The organism is Nonomuraea sp. NPDC049655, from assembly GCF_044465465.1.
Classification (GTDB): domain Bacteria; phylum Actinomycetota; class Actinomycetes; order Streptosporangiales; family Streptosporangiaceae; genus Nonomuraea.
In genome coordinates this window covers 442,804-462,623 of record NZ_JBITLS010000004.1, presented here as the reverse complement: position 1 = coordinate 462,623, position 19,820 = coordinate 442,804, and the positions used below count along the sequence as shown (strand labels likewise).

The 19,820-nt window shown below is 65.7% G+C and carries 19 protein-coding genes and 1 tRNA gene; 15 read left to right on the top strand and 5 right to left on the bottom strand.

Features of this window, described 5'->3' with window-relative positions:
* The first annotated feature begins 949 nt into the window (after nucleotides 1-949).
* The 12 genes from ACIBQ6_RS16150 (at nucleotide 950) to ACIBQ6_RS16095 (ending at nucleotide 12,916) form a co-directional block, all read left to right on the top strand.
* Nucleotides 950-1,858 (top strand): hypothetical protein, encoded by a 909-nt coding sequence (locus ACIBQ6_RS16150; protein WP_397212627.1) that lies wholly within the window; start codon nucleotides 950-952, stop codon nucleotides 1,856-1,858.
* Between the two features lie 736 nt (nucleotides 1,859-2,594).
* Complete coding sequence (locus ACIBQ6_RS16145) at nucleotides 2,595-3,566, top strand: DUF4238 domain-containing protein (protein ID WP_397212625.1); 972 nt, start codon at nucleotides 2,595-2,597, stop codon at nucleotides 3,564-3,566.
* A gap of 225 nt (nucleotides 3,567-3,791) precedes the next feature.
* Nucleotides 3,792-4,634, top strand: coding sequence for a helix-turn-helix domain-containing protein (locus ACIBQ6_RS16140; RefSeq protein ID WP_397212623.1), 843 nt, complete (start codon nucleotides 3,792-3,794; stop codon nucleotides 4,632-4,634).
* Nucleotides 4,635-4,728: 94 nt separating this feature from the next.
* A complete protein-coding gene (locus ACIBQ6_RS16135; protein ID WP_397212621.1) occupies nucleotides 4,729-5,136 on the top strand; it encodes an ATP-binding protein in 408 nt (135 codons plus the stop codon).
* A 415-nt stretch (nucleotides 5,137-5,551) separates the two neighbouring features.
* Nucleotides 5,552-6,391 (top strand): sigma factor-like helix-turn-helix DNA-binding protein, encoded by an 840-nt coding sequence (locus tag ACIBQ6_RS16130; protein WP_397212619.1) that lies wholly within the window; start codon nucleotides 5,552-5,554, stop codon nucleotides 6,389-6,391.
* A gap of 3 nt (nucleotides 6,392-6,394) precedes the next feature.
* The gene (locus tag ACIBQ6_RS16125) at nucleotides 6,395-7,225 is read left to right on the top strand and encodes a protein phosphatase 2C domain-containing protein (RefSeq protein ID WP_397212617.1); all 831 of its coding nucleotides are present in this window, start codon (nucleotides 6,395-6,397) and stop codon (nucleotides 7,223-7,225) included.
* 519 nt (nucleotides 7,226-7,744) lie between these two features.
* A complete protein-coding gene (locus ACIBQ6_RS16120; RefSeq protein WP_358012012.1) occupies nucleotides 7,745-8,155 on the top strand; it encodes a plasmid replication, integration and excision activator in 411 nt (136 codons plus the stop codon).
* A gap of 32 nt (nucleotides 8,156-8,187) precedes the next feature.
* Nucleotides 8,188-8,415: a hypothetical protein gene (locus ACIBQ6_RS16115; RefSeq protein WP_387659490.1), complete on the top strand. Its 228-nt coding sequence runs from the start codon at nucleotides 8,188-8,190 to the stop codon at nucleotides 8,413-8,415.
* Between the two features lie 88 nt (nucleotides 8,416-8,503).
* Entirely contained in the window at nucleotides 8,504-9,925 is a 1,422-nt protein-coding gene (locus ACIBQ6_RS16110; RefSeq protein WP_397212843.1) for an FtsK/SpoIIIE domain-containing protein, read from the top strand.
* Nucleotides 9,926-9,993: 68 nt separating this feature from the next.
* Entirely contained in the window at nucleotides 9,994-11,562 is a 1,569-nt protein-coding gene (locus ACIBQ6_RS16105; protein ID WP_397212615.1) for a replication initiator, read from the top strand.
* A complete protein-coding gene (locus tag ACIBQ6_RS16100; protein WP_397212613.1) occupies nucleotides 11,562-11,777 on the top strand; it encodes a helix-turn-helix domain-containing protein in 216 nt (71 codons plus the stop codon). Before ACIBQ6_RS16105 ends, ACIBQ6_RS16100 begins: the two co-directional genes overlap by 1 nt.
* Nucleotides 11,777-12,916, top strand: coding sequence for a tyrosine-type recombinase/integrase (locus ACIBQ6_RS16095; RefSeq protein ID WP_397212611.1), 1,140 nt, complete (start codon nucleotides 11,777-11,779; stop codon nucleotides 12,914-12,916). Before ACIBQ6_RS16100 ends, ACIBQ6_RS16095 begins: the two co-directional genes overlap by 1 nt.
* A gap of 56 nt (nucleotides 12,917-12,972) precedes the next feature.
* Here the strand turns inward: ACIBQ6_RS16095 and ACIBQ6_RS16090 are convergent.
* The 3 genes from ACIBQ6_RS16090 to ACIBQ6_RS16080 form a co-directional block, all read right to left on the bottom strand.
* Nucleotides 12,973-13,048: transfer RNA gene (locus ACIBQ6_RS16090), tRNA-Ala, on the bottom strand.
* A 15-nt stretch (nucleotides 13,049-13,063) separates the two neighbouring features.
* Nucleotides 13,064-13,792, bottom strand: coding sequence for an HAD-IA family hydrolase (locus tag ACIBQ6_RS16085; RefSeq protein ID WP_358291150.1), 729 nt, complete (start codon nucleotides 13,790-13,792; stop codon nucleotides 13,064-13,066).
* Nucleotides 13,793-13,807: 15 nt separating this feature from the next.
* A complete protein-coding gene (locus ACIBQ6_RS16080; protein WP_013130296.1) occupies nucleotides 13,808-13,927 on the bottom strand; it encodes a DLW-39 family protein in 120 nt (39 codons plus the stop codon).
* 784 nt (nucleotides 13,928-14,711) lie between these two features.
* On the opposite strand from ACIBQ6_RS16080, the gene ACIBQ6_RS16075 reads away from it, so the two are divergent.
* Genes ACIBQ6_RS16075 through ACIBQ6_RS16065 form a run of 3 tightly spaced genes read left to right on the top strand, consistent with a single transcriptional unit; the run spans nucleotide 14,712 to nucleotide 18,149 of the window.
* Nucleotides 14,712-14,924 (top strand): heavy-metal-associated domain-containing protein, encoded by a 213-nt coding sequence (locus ACIBQ6_RS16075; protein WP_352323852.1) that lies wholly within the window; start codon nucleotides 14,712-14,714, stop codon nucleotides 14,922-14,924.
* The gene (locus ACIBQ6_RS16070; protein WP_397212609.1) at nucleotides 14,921-15,904 is read left to right on the top strand and encodes a hypothetical protein; all 984 of its coding nucleotides are present in this window, start codon (nucleotides 14,921-14,923) and stop codon (nucleotides 15,902-15,904) included. Before ACIBQ6_RS16075 ends, ACIBQ6_RS16070 begins: the two co-directional genes overlap by 4 nt.
* Before the next feature lie 31 nt (nucleotides 15,905-15,935).
* Nucleotides 15,936-18,149 (top strand): heavy metal translocating P-type ATPase, encoded by a 2,214-nt coding sequence (locus ACIBQ6_RS16065; RefSeq protein ID WP_397212607.1) that lies wholly within the window; start codon nucleotides 15,936-15,938, stop codon nucleotides 18,147-18,149.
* On the opposite strand, the gene ACIBQ6_RS16060 is transcribed toward ACIBQ6_RS16065, so the two are convergent.
* Together ACIBQ6_RS16060 and ACIBQ6_RS16055 are read right to left on the bottom strand one after the other, a co-directional pair.
* Nucleotides 18,142-19,311: an MFS transporter gene (locus ACIBQ6_RS16060; RefSeq protein ID WP_397212605.1), complete on the bottom strand. Its 1,170-nt coding sequence runs from the start codon at nucleotides 19,309-19,311 to the stop codon at nucleotides 18,142-18,144. The two genes, ACIBQ6_RS16065 and ACIBQ6_RS16060, sit on opposite strands and share 8 nt — an antisense overlap.
* A complete protein-coding gene (locus ACIBQ6_RS16055; RefSeq protein WP_352328679.1) occupies nucleotides 19,308-19,757 on the bottom strand; it encodes a carboxymuconolactone decarboxylase family protein in 450 nt (149 codons plus the stop codon). The genes ACIBQ6_RS16060 and ACIBQ6_RS16055 overlap by 4 nt, the downstream gene beginning before the upstream one ends.
* Nucleotides 19,758-19,820 lie beyond the last annotated feature (63 nt).

Genomic DNA, 19,820 nt, shown 5'->3' with positions numbered 1-19,820 from the left:
CCAGGCCGCATGCCCGGCCGCCGAGCGGGCGACGGGCCGCGAGGCGGCGCGGAGCGCTGCCCTTGATCTATATAAGATCAATTCGGCAATACTCGCACCACGGCGCTACTAAGGGCGGCGTGTGCTACGGACCGTCCGCTTTTCCAGACGGACCGATCAGCCTGTTCGACTGATCAGGACAGTGGTCAGGGACGTGCGGATGTAGCCGCAGTGCGGTTGTGTGTGTGGACGTAGCCGGCAGCACGCTGTCACCAGCCAGTGAACTTCCAAGATCGCTCAAGTGTGCGGACCATGTCCTCATGTCAGTGACGGAGTTCGCCGGCGGCCCTACCTGGTCAAGCCGCAAACCACTTCATTACGAGTGAGAACGAGATCGTCCACGGGTGCCAACGCCGCTCTGGCAACCCAGCTCGCGCGTCACCATGATGGCCTGGCTATCCACGAGTGTCCGTAGCAAGTTCTCTGGGCGGGGGCTCTCTTGCGGCGACACACCGTCGGCGGGGATGCTCACGATCAACCTCAGCACTGGCTCACAGACAGAGCCCTTCTGAGCCCCCTCCATCGCTACGACTTCGCAGTCATATGCCGAACTGTACGACTCCACACCGCAGGTGCCCTCTCCCTCCCACTAGTTGTGGCCCAGAGACCATCCGTTCTAACCCGATCGGAGATGACGTGATTGTCGGCTTCCCATGGTCAGGACCGCTGCGTTCAGCAGTCTGACAAGCCTGAGCTGCTAGTTCTTGTATCGTATCTAACAGACGCATTCGGCCTGGCAATAAGCGTTGAATCCAAGAGTGAGCTGAGGCGATAATTGAGGCATCTGATACTCCTAGCACTTATTCTCTATCGCTTAAAGCGTGCGCGAAAAATCTACACCAAGCAAGCTTCCATCGGCACGGATCGCGGTCGTCGAACTCGACGAAGGGCGGTAGCGCCATATGTTGGCATGCTTGCGATCACCGCGATCGCGACCGGACTTTCGGGAGGCCTATTCGTTGCCTATAAAAAATTTCAAGAAATCTCCGCCACTCCTTCTCCAATCTCAGAACAAGGAGAGGCTCGCCTATATTTCGACGAACCCAACGTTTCGGCTTATCTAAAAGTCGCATTCAAAGAGGACGACTATGGCGTGAAAGCGGACTATCATATTACTCTCGAGGGCAAGGCTGCACGCAAGGGAATAGGGTTTACCTTACTGCTAACTGGGGGCGCTCAATATCTAGAGCACTTCCAAGGCGGTGAACTGATACCTCGCGAGAACGGTTGCCCCAGCAGCCACGCGTACGTAACATCAGAGGTGAAGCAATATTCGTGCGCATGGATCCCCCTTGCTGATTCGTGGCCTCCTATCTCAGGCACCGACCCTCGCGCACAGATCATCCGCGGAATTATAAAAACCAACAGCATCGGGTCCGCATGGGCGTCCGTAACCACCTCTCGCATCAAAGCGATAGTATCCTCCACTGCAGGCAAGCGTACATATTTTTCTCTGCCCGCGGTTGGCACCACATACCTCCCACGCTCCCTGGATGGCAGGCAAATTGAATTCGACATAACCAAAGAGGTGAAGGGATTTGTTCCGCAAAGACTAGATTTATCTATAGATTATGGCAAAATACCAGTTCAATCTCGAATTGAGAGTATAGCGCCGGACCTCGTCCAAGCCGGGCAGTTTTTATGGTTCCAAGAAGACGCTGGCCTTATTAGGGCTGAAGGTTCAACCGTCGACACCGTGGTTGAAGAGGCCGGACAGCGAGTTCTTTTTTTGCTTGGGTTGTATGCGGGTTTCGTAGCCGGCGTGATACCGCCTCTCATGTCCGTCGGGTTCCGTCTATTTCGGAAGACGCGTACATAATGAATGTTCGCACCTTGAGTCAGATCCTAGGTCGATTCTCGGAAACCACATTTTCTGTTTGGCTGATCGAGTTTGTGGTCAGGCGCGTGTGGATGAGGCGTGGATGCGTCGGCTTGTAGAGGCGTTGCCGTCGGGCTGCCACCTCGGCCACATGCACCCGGCGGCAAGGCCGACGAAGGAAGGCTGTGTTAGCCGATCGCCCCAAACCGCCGTTACTGAAACCAGAAGCGGGCAATCGTAAGGGCCCAACCCGATCACTTCATCACGAGTGAAGCGGAGGACCGTCATCGAGGGCCGACTCTGCTGCTCAACCGTGCGACGCCGTACAGGACGGTCAGGCTACGTGAGGCGGCGTTGCTGTACTTCCCTTCTGTACAGCAGACCACAGCAACCCGCGTATCCGGTGGCAAGCCGACCCGGAGCACAGGGCCGCCAGGCCCGAGCACCGGAAGCGGCGCGGCAGGCTGGCCCCTGCGCTTCGAAGCTCCGGCGATCTCTGCTTAATGAATGAAGTCGTGGCTGGTGTATGTGAGTAGCAGTTGTGCCGAAGTAGTGCACGCAGAACGGGCAGTTAAATGTGCGCCCCGCTAGCCACTAAGATGACTAAGAGAGGCAAACGTAGACAGACGGCATGCGCCTATGCTGACGCTATTCCGCAACAAGGATCGTGTCAGCGCGGCCAGCCTGCCTACGAATACGATCGACTGAGATAAGGCCACTTGCGAAGGAGTTGTAGATGTCGACGAACGATCACACGGTACCACAAATGTATCTTAAGCGTTTCGCTGAAACCCGGCGAGGTCGCGGCAACTTCCTTGCAGCAATTCCTCTCAGCGATCTATCGAAAGCTTTTGTAACCAATATCAAAAATATAGCTGCAGTAAATGGCTTCTATTGGGGGGAGACTCCGGAGGGTGTTGCGCACCACGACATGGAGAAACTGCTTTGGAAGATCGAAAATGAGTCGACTAAAACGTTTAGCATGATGCTAGACGACTGCAGCTTTGCTCTTCCACGACGCTGGCCGCTGGGAGAAAAGGATCGCGCTAGTCTTGCCTGGTGGATAGCTGCACAGATTCTGCGAACCAAGAGACAACGAAAGCGGCTTGCACATATTGAGCCTGCCGGAGAAGTGCCAACGCCAAAGAGTATTACGTCTTTTGCGGCCAATAACACCCATCTCCGCTTCATGGCGGAGCAGCTGGCTGCGTTGGCATCAATTATTTACTACAGGCCGTGGGGTCTGGGATTTAGTGACGCATGCCTACTTACTAGCGATGTACCTGTAGTGATCCTTAATGGCCAAGATGCTGAGAATCAGCTTCTTGCAGCAGCTTACTGGGATATCATTTTGCCGCTAGACTCTCATCGCCTCCTTATACTTCCGCATCAAGCGACGCAGGCTGATCAAAGAAAGCGTTTTGATCATCTATTGAAGCTTGATGGCGCGGTTGGCCTCTTCGTAACCCAAGTTATCTACGATGCTGCTGACACCCATGTCTTCCATCATCCAGATCATAATCCTCTAGAGTTTATTACCCCCAAGGGGCCTCGTCTTCCAACCCCGTGGGCAGACGGCTGCGCGCCTGATGAAAAATACGCTGGTTTAAACCCGCAAGGGCCTGAATATGTGCTGGACTATGAAGTGCTGAGGCCGGGCTCTACAGTCGATCGCCGCTGGGTGTCCGAGCATCTACCTAGGAAATAGAATGCCACAATACTACCTGTCTTCTAGATAACTAGACGGCGGAAGGCCGGTTGAATGGCGCGTGGCGACGTTGGCCGTGACCCGCCGGAGAGTCGCAGCGCGGCCAGTGATCGCCGACTACGGCCGGGACGTCGCAAGCGGCGCAGCCCTTGTCCTCTGTAGGAGATAGTGCTCATCCGCGCTTGTGTCGGCGCTTCGAGCCGGGCAGGTGGTAGAACGCTCCCTGTGGATGAGCGGCGGGGTCGGTTGAGAGCGCTGGGTGATTTGCTTCGGAGGCTTCGGCGGGAGGCTGGCCTCACCGGTAAGGATCTCGCAGTACGGGCGCAGGTGGCGCAGCCTACGATTTCTCGGATTGAGACTGGGCAGCTGCTTCCGACGCCCGAGACAGTGGAGCGCCTGGTCGCTGCACTTGGCTTGGACGGTGCCGGTCAAGCTGAGCTCGATGCTCTTCTTCTTCGGCTTCGTGAAGAGGTCTCCCAGTTGAAGGGTGGGCTGGCTGGCCGTGAGGCAGCGAACTCTGCACGGCTGAGGACAGGCCGGCAACTTGCGTGCTTCCAAGCGGCCGTGATTCCAGCTCTCTTGCAGACGGCGGAGTACGCGCGTCTGGCGCTTGCTGTGGGACGTGACGTCGAGGCGGGCGATGTCGCCAAAGCGGCGGCTGTGCGGGTGGAAGCTCAGGCCGTGCTCTTCGATGCAGGTCGGGAGTTCTCTCTTGTGCTGACCGAGGGCGCTGTGCGGACGTGGCCAGGGCCGCCGTCGTTGATGCTGGCGCAGCTTGATCGGTTAGCTCAGGTGTCCACGCTCTCGCATGTGGCGCTCGGGGTTGTGCCGTGGTCGGTGCAGGTGCCGACGTTTCCGCTACATGGGTTCACGATCTATGACGGGACTGTGAGCGTGGTGGAGAGCTTGACCGGGGATCTGACTCTGACCGATCCCGCGGAGCTGGCCGCTCATCTCCAGACGTTCGAGGCGTTCGCTGGTGTGGCTGTTTACGGGGACGAACTCCGCGAACTACTGCGAACCATCGCCGATGACTACCGGGAGCTAGTCAAGCGGCTTGAGAAGTGACGCATTTATGCGTCGAATAGCTTGAGACAGTTCTAGGGTCGCTCATACTCTGGCGCCATCCGATGTATAGCCCCCTAGACGACGGAGCTCTTTCATGTCGGCTTGGCGCTTCTCCCGCTACTTCCTCGGCTCCGCCCCATCCATCACGGAAGCACGGCGGTTCGTCACCGCGCTCCTGCAAGGCTCCCCGACCATCGACGAGGCAGAGCTTGTCGTCAGCGAGCTGGCCACGAACGCGATACGACACTCCGCGAGCGGACGCTTCGGCGGCCGGTTCCTGGTCACCGTCCAAGCTCATCCGGACCGGCTCTGGCTCGGCGTCCACGACGAGGGAGGGCCATCTTCCCCAGCGGTCTTCTGCCCGTCCATGGGAGCGGAGGGCGGGCGTGGCCTGCTGCTCGTCTCCGCTCTGGCGCTCGACTGGGGCGTCTGGGGTGATGACGGTGGGCGGACGGTCTGGGCGGTGTTGCGGTACCAGCCACAGACGGCTTCCTGCTCATGAGCCCCTGCATGTCGCCCCACGTACCGTTGCCACAAGGTGCCTGCGCAAAGCTCACCTGGTATCCGTCTCGGCGGGATGAACCGTGTCGCGTCACCGACTGGACCTGTGCCTGTCGGAGCGTCTACTACGAACTGTGCCAGGTCGGCGGGTTGGGCTTCGTCCGGCGCGTCACTCAAGGCGAGGACCTGGTCGTGGCGGAGACCCGCCGAGTGCGGCTCGCCCAAGCCCACACGATGTGGCACGCACTGCTCACGGGCCTGGCACGATGAGCCCGAGAGGCGTCCCTAACCGGCGATCAGCGATTCGTGCAGTCAGTTCCAAAACCGGCGAACCACTACACTTCGTTCTGTCGAGGGGGATAGACGGCAAACCGTCTAGAGGCCTAGACTCACGTGTAGTGATCAAGGGGGGACCTGTGCCGCCGAGCGACGTGGATCGCATTGCCGCGATCGAAGACCCGTTCCAACTGCTGCGGGTCGCGACCGAACGCCTCAACGCTGCACAGCAGGAGGTCACCGAACTGGCCCGGCTGCGTCGCCGCGTGATCCAGGACCTCCACGCTCAGGGCCTGTCGTACGCGCAGATCGCCAAGGAAGCCGGACTCACCCGGGGACGCATCCACCAGATCCGCCACACCGGGCCGGCACCTGAGGGCGCCTTTCTCGGAACGGGCACCGTCACCCTGGCCATCCCCCTCAAGCGCGAGGCGAACAACGCCCGTCCCGTGGTCGCGATGGAAGACGTCACCGCAGCCAAGCGCCTTGAAGACCTCGTCCGCGGCTTCGACCTGGCGATGGAGCTGGAACACGTCCCCCTCAACGGCGAACTCAACCTCAACCGGCCGAACCTCATGGTTCTCTGCGGCCCTCGCCTCTCCCCTGTCACAGGTGAGCTGTACGAGTCCGACCCAGTTTTGAAGTGGGTCAAGGACGACGTGTGGACGCTGCACGACACCCGTACGGACACGATCTACCGTTCCGGCTCCGACAGCGAACCGGCCCGGCCCGTCGACTATGCCTACCTCGGGCGGCTCGCACGGCCGGACAACAACGGCAACCTGCTCATCTTCACCGGCATCCACCCCCAAGGCTCGCTCGGCGTGGTGCAGCTCCTCCAGACCGAGATCGCGACCCTGTGGGGACAGGTCGGCGACAAGCGCTTCTCCACGGTGGTCAGCGTCGAGTACGACCCGTCAACAGGCGAGCCCATCAAGGCCGAGCTGGCGAGCCCGCTCTACCGGCACGAAGAGGAGTAAGCGGTGCGGGTCACCTTCGCCACCCAAGCAGCCCCAGGCCGGCCGAACGAGGACTTCGTCGCCGCCACCCCGGATGCCGCCGTACTCCTCGACGGCGCAGGCACCCCGCCTGGCTCGGACTCTGGCTGCTTCCACGGCGTGGCCTGGTACTCGCGCACCCTTGGCTCCTCCCTCATCGCCTCGATCAGCCAGAGTCCCAATCCTCTGCCTGAACTGCTGGCCGAAGCGATCAAGGCGGTCAGCTCACTCCACGACGACACCTGCGACCTGAACCATCCCGGCTCCCCCTCAGCCACCGTCATCATGCTCCGCCGCAGGAACGAGCTGATCGAATGGCTCGTCCTGGCCGACTCCGTCCTCGTCCTGGACATCACCGGCACCCCAGACCCGACGGTCATCTGCGACGACCGGGAAGCCCAGGTAGGCGCCCACTACCGGGCCGAGATGGACGCCCTCGACTCCGGCAGCGACGCACACGTCTTGGCCCACCGACGCTACGTCGAGACCCTGCGCTCCCACCGCAACCGTGACGGCGGTTTCTGGGTGGCCGCCACTGACCCCCTCGCCGCCGACCAGGCCCTCACCGGCAGCATGCCCGCCGACCGAGTACGCGCAGCCGCCCTGCTCAGTGACGGCGTCTCCCGCCTCGTCGACCGCTTCCACCTGGCCACCTGGCGCGAAGCCCTGGACACACTCGACCAGCACGGGCCGGCGAACTTCATCACCCAAGTCCGGGCCGCCGAACACTCAGACCCGCACGGCGAACGCTGGCCCCGCGGCAAGACCTACGACGACGCCACCGCCGCTCACCTCTCATTCACTTCGACGGAGTAGGCATGTGACGTTGTCATGGTGGTTGAGGGCGGCCACCAGGACGCTGGTGGCCATGTGCTCCAAGTGCCACCCCTGAGCCTCGATCGCCTCAATGATCGAACTGATCACGGGGAGGCTTCTGCCTTGCGGTGCCCTGTCCAGAGGGGCGCTGAACCGGGCGACGAAGATCTGCCGCCCCTCTGCGTAGGCTTGTTCGGCGTCCTCGACGACATGCTGCTGGCTTGGGCTGGGCCCACGAAGCACCATTAATGGCGCACCTTTCTGTCATTTACGGAGAGCTGCCTCAACACAAGACACAACGGGCATAATCCCAGCACAAGACCAATGGACATCGCGGTAATTTCGGCCATTTCGCCGCAGCACTCCAATCGTCATTCCGAAAACACGCCCATTAGCGTTTACCCCCCTAGACAGTTTGGGGAGACTCTGGCTATCGTCCTCTGCATAGCCCCCTAGACAGCTCCGCACAGCGAGCCGATCGCAACTGTCTAGAGGGGGAGACGAAGGAGGTGGTGGACGATGGCACTTCAGGGACCGATCCCCGTGACGTTCGACATGGTCTTCCCGTACGGCTGCTACATCGTCGGGGACGTCGAGCCGGTCAAGGACTTCGACGCTTCGACGAACGGGCGCTTCGTGCAGGCCCGGGACAAGCAGACCGCTGAGCTGGTCTGGCAGGTCTCGGTCATGGACGCGGACCCGTCGCTCAAGGCCGCACAGAAGACGCTGGCGGTGAAGATCCTCAGCCCGGTTCAGCCGGCTCCCCTGCCCGCGATGCCGGGGTTGCCGTTCACTCCGGTCGAGTTCGACCAGATGACGGTCACCCCGTACGTCAACGGCAACGGACGGCTCGCCTACTCGATCCGGGTCCGAGAGATGCGGGCTCCCCGGCCGGTGGGTAAGCCTGCCACCACGAAGGACGCTGCCTGATGGGGCGGCGAGTACAGGCACGCCCGACAGGCGTGATCACCCTCAACACCGGCTCCGGCGCCGATGCGAAGAACCACGCCTACCCGCTGCGGACACCCGTCCTGGCTCTGGCCTTCGGGCTGGTTCAGGTACAGGTCACCACGGGCTCGACGGACAAGGTCACGGCGGCCGACGTCGAGTTCGCGCGCAAGCTCGCCCGACAGGCCCAGGACTTCGCCAGGTGCATCGAGCGCATCCACCGGCGCGGCGTGGCGGCCTGACATGCAAGACGGGGCCGCAGGAAGCGGCTACTTCCGGCGGCCCCTCGATCTTCCGCACACTCCACATGCTTGGAAGGACTCCAGCCTAATGTTCAAGAAGATGCCCGGCGAAGAGCCGTCACGCATCGTTTCCACCACCCCGGACACGGCGGTCGTGTTCAAGCCCGCCGTCGTCAAGACACCCGCGATCATCACCTTCATCGTCCTCGGCTGGCGCGCCGTCGTGAGCCTGGTCCTCACCGTGTGGCGGCATCCGGTCGCCGTGCTGGCCGTCACGGTCCCGTGCGCCCTGTCGGTGCTGTACGGCTGGCGGACCGCGCTGCTCCTCGTCACCCCGGCGCTCGTCGGGATCGTCAGCTGGGCCATCCTCGACCGGCCGACCTTCATGCGCTGGATCGGCTGGCGGCTGCTCGCCTGGTGGCGACTGATCGCGGTGTACCGGCGGCACTGGCAGCCGGTGATGATCGTCTCCGGCCTCGGCAGGCACATCCGGGGACGTGACTACCTGCCCAAGCTCGGCAAGGTCACCTGTACCTCGTGGGCCGACCTGATGACCGTCCGCATGCTCTCCGGCCAGGCGGTCAAGGACTGGGCCGACCGTACGGACAACCTCGCCTGTGGGTTCGGCGCGAGTTCCTGCCGCATTTCAGTCATGGAGGGTGGCCGGCTACAGCTCACCTTTCCACGACACGATCCGCTCGCCACTCCCCTGCCTGCCGTTCCGATTCACGAGACAGCCTCTGTCGGACCAATCGAGATCGGCAAGCAGGAGGACGGGCAGCCGTGGCTGCTCAAGGTGCATGGCACTCACGTCCTGGTCGCCGGCGCGACAGGGGCCGGCAAGGGGTCGATCATCTGGTCCGCGATCCGTGGACTGCTCCCGGCCGTACGGGCAGGGCTGGTCGAGATCTGGGCGATCGACCCCAAGCTGATGGAGCTGTCCTTCGGCCGCACGCTCTTCGGCTCCCGATACGCCGCTGACCCCAGCGACTGCGCGGACCTGCTCGACGACGCCGTCAAGGTCATGCAGTCCCGGGCCGCTCGCTTCGCCGGCCACCGCAGATCACACACACCCACTGTGGACGACCCGTTCGTCCTGGTCGTCGTCGACGAGGTGGCGTTCCTCACCGCCTACCAGCATGACAAAGAGCTACGACGCCGCATCTCCGCAGCGCTGGCCACGCTCACCACTCAAGGCCGCGCGGTCGGCGTCGGAATCCTCGCGGCGCTCCAGGACCCGCGCAAGGAGGTCATGAACATCCGCAACCTCTTCCCCGACAAGATCGCCCTCCGCCTGGACGAGTCGGAACAGGTGGACATGGTCCTCGGCGACGGCGCACGTGACAGGGGAGCACTTGCCGACCAGATCTCCCCCAGGCCCGAGGTGGGCGCTGGCGTCGGCTACGTCCGGCTGGAGACCTCACCCGACCCTCTGAGGGTCCGTGCGGCCTACGTCTCCGACGAGGACATCCGCGACATGGTCACCGCGTACGGAGAGGAGGCCCATTGAACAGTCCACAGCACCCGGCGGAGATCCGGGGAGAGGCGGCTCGCCGCTCGGTTCCTCGGAAGATCCGGATGGCGCAACCGCTCGCCCGCGAGGTCGCCGAAGAGGTCGCCAAGCTGCACGGCGTCTGCATCCGTCCCGTTGCCCTGCGGCGGCTCGACCTGGTCACAGGCAAGGACGAGGTCATCGATGTCCCGTGCGGGGCGACACTGGAGAGCAAGTGCCCCTCCTGCGCCAAGCGCAACCGACAACTCCGGATGGCCCAGTGCCGTGAAGGCTGGCACCTCTCCGAAGAGCCTGTCATCAGTCCCGACGCGGCCACCGAGGAACAGCGCTGGCTGGTCGAGTTCCGAGCCGACATGCAGGCACGACGAGACACAGCCGAACTCGCAGGCGAGGAGACCCGCGACTGGGACGCCGTTCTCGCCGGCCTCGACGAGGAGATCAACGCGGCAGGCATGCGTGGCAATGTCGTCGGCAGGACGGCAAACAAGCGCATCCGCTCTACGAGACGGCGACAGGATGCTCCGAACCTGCCCAAGCGCAAGATGGCCAGCACCACCCTTGGGCGCGCCTTCGAGGCCGGCGACGGCAAGGTCTACCGGCCCTCCCTGTTCGTCACCCTCACCCTGCCTTCGTACGGGAAGGTCCGCGACGGTGTCCCGGTCGATCCGGAGACATACGACTACCAGCGAGCCGCCCGCGACGCCCTGCACTTCTCCAAGCTGGTCGATCGGTTCGTGCAGAACCTTCGCCGCGTGGCGGGCTATGACGTGCAGTACTTCGCCACGGTGGAGCCACAGAAGCGCCTGGCCCCACATCTACACATGGCAATCCGCGGCACGCTACCCCGTGCGGAGGTGAAGCAGATTGCCGCAGCCACCTACCACCAAGTCTGGTGGCCACAGGCAGAAGAGGTGCGCTTCGAGGGCGAGCACCTACCCGTCTGGGAGGAAGAGGCCGGCTACCTCGACCCCAACACCGGCGAGGTCCTGCCAACCTGGGAACAGGCCCTCGACCAGCTCGACACCGACGAGGACGCCAAGCCCCTGCACTTGATCCGCTTCGGCGACCAAGTGGACGTCAAGGGCGTGCTCGCTGGCACTTCCGACTCAGACCAATGCATCCGCTACCTGTCCAAGTACCTCACGAAGAGCCTCGGCGATGGCCTCGACAACCCAGCGCAGCGACACCACACCGCCCGCTTCGTCGAGGCGCTGCGATACGAGCCATGCTCACCGACCTGCCCGAACTGGCTCCGGTACGGCGTCCAGCCCAAGGGAGCCAAGCCCGGCATGACACCGGGCCGGTGCCGCAGCAAGGCCCACAAGTCCGAACACCTCGGTTACGCGGGCCGTCGCGTCCTGGTTTCCCGCAAGTGGTCGAACAAGACGCTCGCCGAACACAAGCAGGATCGCCGCACCTGGGTCCTGGAAGCCCTCGGCCAGGCCGACGAGCCGACCGACCCACACCGCTACGTCTGGCGACCAGTCAGACCGGGAGACCCGGACATCGCCCCGGTCGGCATGCGACTGCTGCGCAGCGTCGCAGAACGCCAGCGCTGGCGCGCCCACCTGCGAGAACTGGAGGCCAGAGCCAACGGACAAGATCTTTCGGCAACCGGAGAGGAGGCAGCGTGATGGACAAGCTTCTCAACGTCGAGGAGGCAGCAGAACTCCTCAACACCTCCCCCAGGTTCGTCCGGCGGCTGATCGCCGAACGCCGCATCGAGTTCGTCAAGCTCGGCCGGCCCGTCCGGATACGGGAGTCGGCCCTGATCGCCTACGTCATCGCCGGGACCGTCGAACCCATGCGCGTGACCGATGCAGCCTCACCGTCAGGGAGGGCTGCCTGATGCCGAACAAGGACGGCCACCGGCGTTTCGGCAACATCCGCAAGCTGCCTTCCGGACGCTTCCAAATCCGCTATCCCGGCCCTGACGGCAGGATGCACACCGGCTCGACGACCTACCCCACCAGGACGGACGCCGACCGGGCGCTCACACTCATCGAAGCCCAGATGATCTCAGGGGACTGGACGGACTCTGACCGCGGCAAGGTGCTCCTCGGCGACTACGCGCGTACGTGGCTCAAGGAGCGTCCCGGCCTACGCCCCAAGACCGTGGAGCTCTACTCCTGGCTGCTGGAACGGCACCTCATCCCGGGCCTCGGCGGAGTGGCGGTCGGCAAGCTGACCACCCCACTGATCCGCTCCTGGCGGGCCGGCCTAATCGACAAGGGCGTCTCGGTCTCCACAACAGCGAAGGCATACCGCCTGCTAAGGGCCGTGCTGATGACGGCCGTCGAGGAGGACAAGCTGATCGCGCGCAACCCATGCCGCATCAGGGGCGCGGACAACGAGCACACCCAGGAACGCCCAGTCCTGACGGTCACCCAGGTCTTCGAGCTGGCCGACCGGATGGCAGACCGGCGCTTCAAGGCCCTGGTCCTGCTGGCCACGTTCGCCAGCCTGCGCTGGGGAGAGGTGACGGCTCTCCGTCGCAACAACATCGACCTCGAAACCCGAACCGTGGACGTACGAGAACAACTCATCGAACTCGACGGCGGCGAGATGCGCCTGGGCCCGCTCAAGTCACGAGCAGGACGCCGAAGGGTGAGCATCCCGGCAGTCATCATCCCCGTACTGACCGAACACCTGGCCACCTACGTCGCCCCACCGGACGACGCCTTCGTCTTCCTCGGCAAGCGCGGGGCCTTCCTCAGAGGCGGCAACTTCCGACGCGAGGCCAAGTGGGCGGAAGCGCTCAAGGAGATGGGCGTACAGGGCCTGCACTTCCACGATCTCCGCCACACCGGCAACACCTTGGCCGCCCAGTCAGGGGCGAGCCTGGCCGACCTTAAGGCGCGCATGGGACACGACAGCGACCGAGCGGCGCTGATCTACCAGCACGCCACCCGCGACGCGGACCAGAGAATCGCCGACGCGCTGAGCGCCCGCGTAGAAGCCGAACAAAAGAAGATCGCCAAAGGCTAATGGCACATTAATGGCACGAACGCCGCTTCTCATGATCAGAGAAGCGGCGTTTTGGCTGGTGGAGCCTAGGAGATTCGAACTCCTGACATCCTGCTTGCAAAGCAGGCGCTCTGCCAACTGAGCTAAGGCCCCTTCGACGAAGATAGCTTACCGGGCCGGGGAAGCCACCCGCGTCGTCCCGAGGTCGTCGCTCAGCACCAGGCCTGGGAAGTCCGCGATGGAGTCCAGGATGTGCGTGGCGCCGCCCTTGAGCAACCGTTCTCTGCTGTGCACGCCGGTCATCACCCCCGCCACCACGGAGGCCCCGGCCCGGCGCCCGCAGAGCATGTCGCTCTCCGAGTCGCCGACGACCGCCACGTGCCGTACGTCCGCCACGCCGAGTCGCAGCACGGCGTGCAGGACCATGTCCGGCCAGGGACGGCCGCGGCCGCCCGCGTCCTCCGGGGAGATGGCGAGGTCGACCTTGTCGTGCCAGCCGAGGACGCCGAGCACGCGGCTGAGCGTCGTACGGCTGAACCCGGTGATCAGGGCGAGCTTGACCCCGGTGCCGCGGAGTTTGTCGAGCGCCTCCAGGACCCCGGGCATGGGCTCCAGTCCGGCACGTTCCAGCGCACCCTCGTAGGAGCGCTCGAACGTCAGGTTCGCCGCCTGGGCCTGGGCCTCGTTGCCGGGGAAGATGCCCCGGAAGACATCGATCTTGGGACAGCCCCGGGACCGGTGCACGTGAACCATGGCACGCGCGTACGCTCCGGTCCCGGGCACTATGCCCTGGGTGGCGATCGCCTCGGCGAAGGCGCGCTCGACCATGGCGATGTCACCGACTGTGGTGCCTGCCAGGTCCAGGCACGCCAGCTCGATGGGGACGACGTCACTCATCGCCTCGCCGGTCGGTTAGTTCTCGCTGCCGGTCGCCTCGGTCCAGAGATCGAGCTCGGCGCGGTCAGCCTGCACCTTACGCCAGATCAGCAATCCCCCAAGGGCGACCAGCGCCAGAACGAGCAGCTTCTTCACGGTGTGACCCCACTTCTTCGACGGTCTCACCTGCCGGGGTGAGACCCAACGGTTGACATGCAGCCTAGCAAGGGATGGCTGCGCTCCTTGTGTTGCGCACGAACCTGATGTGCGGCTTGTGCGTAGAACGAGCCTTCAGCTCGGCCTGGATCATCCCTTCGACCCCGGCCTGTCTCCATCCCGTCCTGGGCAACCTGCCAATCACTTCGGACAACATCCCGATCATGCCAAATATCCGGACGTCCCGCGCGCGCGGCATACCCCTGCCCGTATCTTACGTTCCCGCCGCCGCCCAGTTCATGGTGATCGCGAAAGCGTCCGTCGCGATGCCGGAGACGCGGCGCGGTCTCGGCTTCTCGGCCTGGCGGCGGGGGCCCGCTGAGCGAGGTTGTCCGAGCTGTTCGGGACGTGTAGGGCGTTCGTCCCCGGATGGGTGGCGGCGATCGGCGGGCCAGTGATCGCCGCCGCGGCCAGGACGACCAGGACGGCCAGGGCGGGACGGCCTGAGCGGGCTCGCCGGGCGCGCAGGGCAGGGTGTCGGCGGCGCGCTCATCGCCCCCGCCGCGATTCCTCTGCTCGTGGTGCTCTTCGGAAACGACTCCCGCGGTTTCCGGGCCGCCTGTCCGGGCACCGCGGTGGTGGCCGTCAGGGGTGCGGGACGATGAGCGCGCAGGCGGTCCGTACGCGAAAGCGTGAGCTGAATCTCATACCCTCCGGAATACCCTAGGGGGGTACCGTGTTAGAGTATTCGGCAGGAACCGGAACTGCGTTGAAGGAGACCGTAATGAGCACCGCCACCTACACCGTCAAGGGCATGACCTGCGGCCACTGCGTGAGCTCGGTGAAGGAGGAGGTCGGCGGCGTGGCCGGCGTCACCGGCGTCGAGGTCGACCTGGCCAGCGGGCGGCTCACCGTGACCAGCGAGAGCCAGGTCGAGGAGTCCCAGATCGCCTCCGCGGTCGAGGAAGCCGGATACGAGCTGGTCGGGCAGTCATGAACACCGCCGCCAAGCTCGGCTCCTACGCCCTGGGGCTCGCCGTCGTCTTCGGCGGGGCCCTGGGCGTGGGCCGGGCGGTCGGCCCGGTGGCCCAGGACCCGCCGACACAGAGCCACACCGCCATGGCGAAAGGCCAGGAGGGCCAGGAGGGCCAGGAGGGCCAGGAGGGCCAGGAGGCTCAAGAGAACCAAAAGGGCCACGAAGGCGAGAAGAGCGAAGACGACAAGAGCCAGGAGCAGGCGTCCAGCGACACTCCCGGAGGGCTGCAGGTGTCGCAGGACGGATACACCCTCAACCCCCTGACCCCGATCGAGACCGGCAAGGCCACCGACTTCCGCTTCGCGGTAACCGGCCCGGACGGCCGCCCGGTAACCGCCTACCAGATGGAACACGACAAGAAGCTGCACTTCATCGTCGTCTCCCGCGACCTGACCACCTTCCTCCACCTTCATCCGGAGATGACCCCCGACGGCATCTGGTCGGTAGGGCTGACGCTGCCGGAGGCGGGCGCGTACCGGGCCTTCGCCGACTTCGTCCCGACCGGCGGCGAGAAGCTGACGCTCGGCGCCGACCTGCAGGCCGCCGGCGACTACCGGCCGAAGCCGCTGCCCGAGGCGAGCCGCTCCTCGAAGGTCGGCGACTATACTGTGAGCCTCGACGGAGACCTGGTCCCCGGGCGGGCGAGCAAGCTCACCCTCTCGGTGAGCAAAGACGGCAAGCCGGTCACCGACCTGCAGCCCTACCTGGGCGCGTACGGCCACCTGGTCGCCCTCCGCGCCGGTGACCTGGCCTACCTGCACGTGCACCCCGAGCAGAGCGAGAAGGCCGGTCCGCAGATCACCTTCTACGCCGAGGTGCCGAGCATCGGCGACTACCGGCTGTTCCTCGACTTCAAGCACGGGGACGAGGTCCGCACCGCGGACTTCACCGTGCGCGCCACGCAGGGCGACGCGGAACCGCCGTCCCCCAAAGGCCACTGAGAAGCACTGAGACGCTGAGAAAGGAGAGGTGATGTCTTCCCTCACCGAGGAAAAGGCCGTCGAGCTCGCGATCGGCGGAATGACGTGCGCGTCCTGCGCCAACCGCATCGAGCGCAAGCTGAACAAGCTTGAGGGCGTGACCGCGACGGTCAACTACGCGACGGAGAAGGCGAAGGTCACCTTTCCCGACGGGCTCGACCCCCAGACGCTGATCAGCGAGGTGGAGAAGGCCGGATACACCGCCGCGCTCCCGGTCACCAAGGAGCGTAAGGAGCAGGAGGAGCAGGCCGAACCCGCCGACGAGCTGCGTCCGCTGCGCGACCGGCTGATCGCCGCCGTCACGCTGAGCGTGCCGGTGATCGCCATGGCGATGGTCCCGGCGCTGCAGTTCACGAACTGGCAGTGGTTGTCGCTGGTGCTGGCCGCGCCGGTCGTGGTCTACGCCGGCTGGCCCTTCCACAAGGCCGCCTGGACGAACCTGCGCCACGGCGCCGCCACCATGGACACGCTGATCTCCATCGGCACGCTGGCCGCGCTCGGCTGGTCGCTGTGGGCCCTGTTCTTCGGCACGGCGGGCACCCCGGGCATGACTCACCCGTTCGAGCTGACCATCGAGCGCACCGACGGCTCGGGCAACATCTACCTGGAGGCCGCGGCGGGGGTGACCGCGTTCATCCTGGCCGGACGCTACTTCGAGTCGCGTTCCAAGCGGCGGGCGGGGGCCGCGCTGCGGGCCCTGATGGAGCTGGGCGCCAAGGACGTCGAGCTGGCCGACGGACGGCGGGTGCCGGTCGAGCAGCTCAAGGCGGGTGACACGTTCGTCGTGCGGCCGGGCGAGAAGATCGCGACCGACGGCGTGATCGAGGAGGGCGCCTCCGCGGTCGACGCCTCGATGCTGACCGGTGAGTCCGTGCCCGTCGAGGTGCGTCCCGGCGACGCCGTCACCGGCGCGACGGTGAACACGGGCGGCCGGCTGGTGGTGCGGGCCACCCGGGTCGGCGCGGACACGCAGCTCGCCCAGATGGCCAAGCTGGTGGAGGACGCCCAGACGGGCAAGGCCGAAGTGCAGCGGCTGGCCGACCGCGTGTCGGGCATCTTCGTCCCGATCGTGATCGCGCTGGCGGTGGGCACGCTGGGCTTCTGGCTCGGCACCGGCAACGGCGCGGGGGCCGCGTTCACCGCGGCGGTGGCCGTGCTGATCATCGCCTGCCCGTGCGCGCTCGGCCTGGCCACGCCCACGGCGTTGCTGGTCGGCACCGGCCGGGGCGCGCAGCTCGGCATCCTGATCAAGGGGCCGGAGGTGCTGGAGTCCACCCGCCGCATCGACACCATCGTCCTGGACAAGACCGGCACGGTCACCGAGGGCAGGATGACGCTGGTCGACGTGCACCTGGCCGAGGGCGAGAGCCGCGAGGAGGTGCTGCGGCTGGCCGGCGCCGTCGAGCACGCCTCCGAGCACCCGATCGCCCAGGCCGTCGCCAGGGAGGCGAAGTCCGACGCGACCGTGGAGGACTTCGCCAACGTCGAGGGGCTCGGCGTGCAGGGCATCGTGGACGGGCACGCGGTCCTGGTCGGCCGGCCGAGGCTGCTGGCCGAGTGGTCGCAGCACCTGCCCGCCGACCTGGCGGCCACCCTTGAGGAGGAGCAGGCCAAGGGCCGCACGGTGGTCGCGGCCGGCTGGGACGGCAAGGCCAGGGCGCTGCTCGTGGTGTCGGACGTGGTCAAGGAGACCAGTGCGGAGGCCATCGCCAGGCTGCGCGCGCTGGGCCTCACCCCGGTGCTGCTGACCGGCGACAACGAGGCCGTCGCCCGGCAGGTCGCGGACGAGGTCGGCATCGACGAGGTGATCGCCGAGGTGCTGCCCGCCGACAAGGTGGACGTGGTCAAGCGGCTGCAGTCGGAGGGCAAGGTCGTGGCGATGGCCGGCGACGGCGTCAACGACGCGGCCGCGCTCGCCCAGGCCGACCTGGGCCTGGCCATGGGCACCGGCACGGACGCCGCCATCGAGGCGTCGGACCTCACCCTGGTCAGAGGCGACCTGCTGGTGGCCGCCGACGCGATCAGGCTCTCCCGCCGGACGCTCGGCACGATCAAGGGCAACCTGTTCTGGGCCTTCGCCTACAACGTGGCCGCCCTGCCGCTGGCCGCGCTCGGCCTGCTCAACCCGATGATCGCGGGGGCCGCGATGGCCTTCTCCAGCGTGTTCGTGGTCAGCAACAGCCTCCGGCTGCGCCGCTTCAGGTGACCGCCGGGTCGAGTGATCGCTGAGCCCATCTGACGGCCGGTGCCATCGCGGCGCCGGCCGTCATGAACGCCAGCCCCAGCAGCAACCAGCCCACGGTCCCGCCGTCGAGCACGAGCGTGGTGAGCACGGCCGGGCCGAGCATCCTCGCCACCGCCGTGCCGGTGCCGAAGAAGCCCTGGTACTGGCCCTGCCTGTCGTCGGGGGCCAGGCCGAAGCCGATCTCCCAGGCCCCCGCGGCCAGCAGCATCTCCCCCGCGACCTGCAGACAGCCCGCCGCGATCAGGAAGACCCAGCCGTGCGGGCTGAGGGCGAACACCGCGCACGCGGCGAACAGCACGACGCCCGCCCGGCGGACGGCCGTGGACGCGTCCCGCAGGTCGCGCACCCGGCGGGCCACGCGTACCTGGAAGAGCAGCACGCTGCCGGTGTTGAGCACGAGCAGCACCGAGACCATCCAGGCGGGCCCGGACGTGCGGTGCGCGATCCACAGCGGCACCACGAGGCTGAGCAGCGGCATGTAGAACAGCATCACCGCGTTGATCACCGTGACCAGCGCGTACGGCCGGTCCCTGAGCACGGCCAGCCGCGGCCCCGGCGCGGCCGGCGCGGGCCGCACGGCGGGCAACCTGAGCAGGACCAGCGCGGCCACCAGGAAGCTCAGGGCGTCGAGCGTGAACACCGCGACGTATCCGGCCCGGGTGCCGACGGCCAGCGCGACGCCGCCCAGCGCGGCCCCCACGGCCATGCCGCCGTTGAGCGTGGACTGCAGCACCGCCCGCACGACCGTGCGGCGGTCCGGCTCGACCAGCCCGGCCAGCAGAGCCTGCCGGGCCGCCGACAGGCCGGTCTGCGCGGTCCCGTAGAGGCAGGCGACCAGCAGGAACAGCGCGAACGAGCGGACGAACACGAACGAGCCGGCCGCCACCGCGGTCGTGAGCGCGAGCAGCACCGCCACGCCGCGCGGCCCCCGCCGGTCGGCCAGGTGCCCGAGCGGCACCCCCGCCACCGAGCCGACCGCCCAGCCCAGCGTGAGGCCGAGGCCGATCTCGGTGGCCGACAGTCCCACGACGTCGGCGAAGTAGAGCGCCGAGGTGACCAGGTACGCGCCGTCGCCGATGGAGTTGGCGAGCTGCGCGGCGGCGAGCACGCGCTGGGCTCTCATGACTTGTATGACTCCGGGGTCATCCGGGTGGCGACGCCCATCCTGTTCCAGGCGTTGATGGTGGCCACGGCCACGGTCAGCGCGGCCATCTGCTGCTCGTCGAAGTGCGCGGCGGCCTGCGCCCAGACCTCGTCGGTGACGTCGTCGGTGGACAGGCGGGTGGCGGCCTCGGTGAAGGCCAGGGCGGCGCGTTCCTGCGGGGTGAAGAAGGGGGCCTCGCGCCAGACGGCCACGGCGTGCAGCCTGGCGTCGCTCTCCCCCGCCTGCTTGGCGTCGGAGCTGTGCATGTCCACGCAGTAGACGCAGCCGTTGATCTGGCTGGCGCGCAGCCGTACGAGTTCGAGGAGGGGCTTGGGGAGGGTGCTCTGGGCCACGAACCGGTCCAGGCCGGCCATCGCCTTGTACGCTTCGCCGGCGAACTTCCCGAGTTCCATGCGTTCGGTCATATGCCCATCTTGGCCGTACTCTTGTCCCTACATAAGCTCCAATTTCCGCCAAGTTGATTGGGC

Bases quoted from the DNA above. Each gene is read 5' to 3' on its own strand.
- ACIBQ6_RS16145 (WP_397212625.1), top strand. From the start codon at position 2,595: ATGTCGACGAACGATCACACGGTACCACAAATGTATCTTAAGCGTTTC.
- ACIBQ6_RS16095 (WP_397212611.1), top strand. From the start codon at position 11,777: ATGCCGAACAAGGACGGCCACCGGCGTTTCGGCAACATCCGCAAGCTG.
- ACIBQ6_RS16105 (WP_397212615.1), top strand. From the start codon at position 9,994: ATGGCGCAACCGCTCGCCCGCGAGGTCGCCGAAGAGGTCGCCAAGCTG.
- ACIBQ6_RS16100 (WP_397212613.1), top strand. From the start codon at position 11,562: ATGGACAAGCTTCTCAACGTCGAGGAGGCAGCAGAACTCCTCAACACC.
- ACIBQ6_RS16065 (WP_397212607.1), top strand. From the start codon at position 15,936: ATGTCTTCCCTCACCGAGGAAAAGGCCGTCGAGCTCGCGATCGGCGGA.
- ACIBQ6_RS16135 (WP_397212621.1), top strand. From the start codon at position 4,729: ATGTCGGCTTGGCGCTTCTCCCGCTACTTCCTCGGCTCCGCCCCATCC.
- ACIBQ6_RS16075 (WP_352323852.1), top strand. From the start codon at position 14,712: ATGAGCACCGCCACCTACACCGTCAAGGGCATGACCTGCGGCCACTGC.
- ACIBQ6_RS16055 (WP_352328679.1), bottom strand. From the start codon at position 19,757: ATGACCGAACGCATGGAACTCGGGAAGTTCGCCGGCGAAGCGTACAAG.
- ACIBQ6_RS16150 (WP_397212627.1), top strand. From the start codon at position 950: ATGCTTGCGATCACCGCGATCGCGACCGGACTTTCGGGAGGCCTATTC.
- ACIBQ6_RS16120 (WP_358012012.1), top strand. From the start codon at position 7,745: ATGGCACTTCAGGGACCGATCCCCGTGACGTTCGACATGGTCTTCCCG.
- ACIBQ6_RS16085 (WP_358291150.1), bottom strand. From the start codon at position 13,792: ATGAGTGACGTCGTCCCCATCGAGCTGGCGTGCCTGGACCTGGCAGGC.
- ACIBQ6_RS16060 (WP_397212605.1), bottom strand. From the start codon at position 19,311: ATGAGAGCCCAGCGCGTGCTCGCCGCCGCGCAGCTCGCCAACTCCATC.
- ACIBQ6_RS16110 (WP_397212843.1), top strand. From the start codon at position 8,504: ATGTTCAAGAAGATGCCCGGCGAAGAGCCGTCACGCATCGTTTCCACC.
- ACIBQ6_RS16070 (WP_397212609.1), top strand. From the start codon at position 14,921: ATGAACACCGCCGCCAAGCTCGGCTCCTACGCCCTGGGGCTCGCCGTC.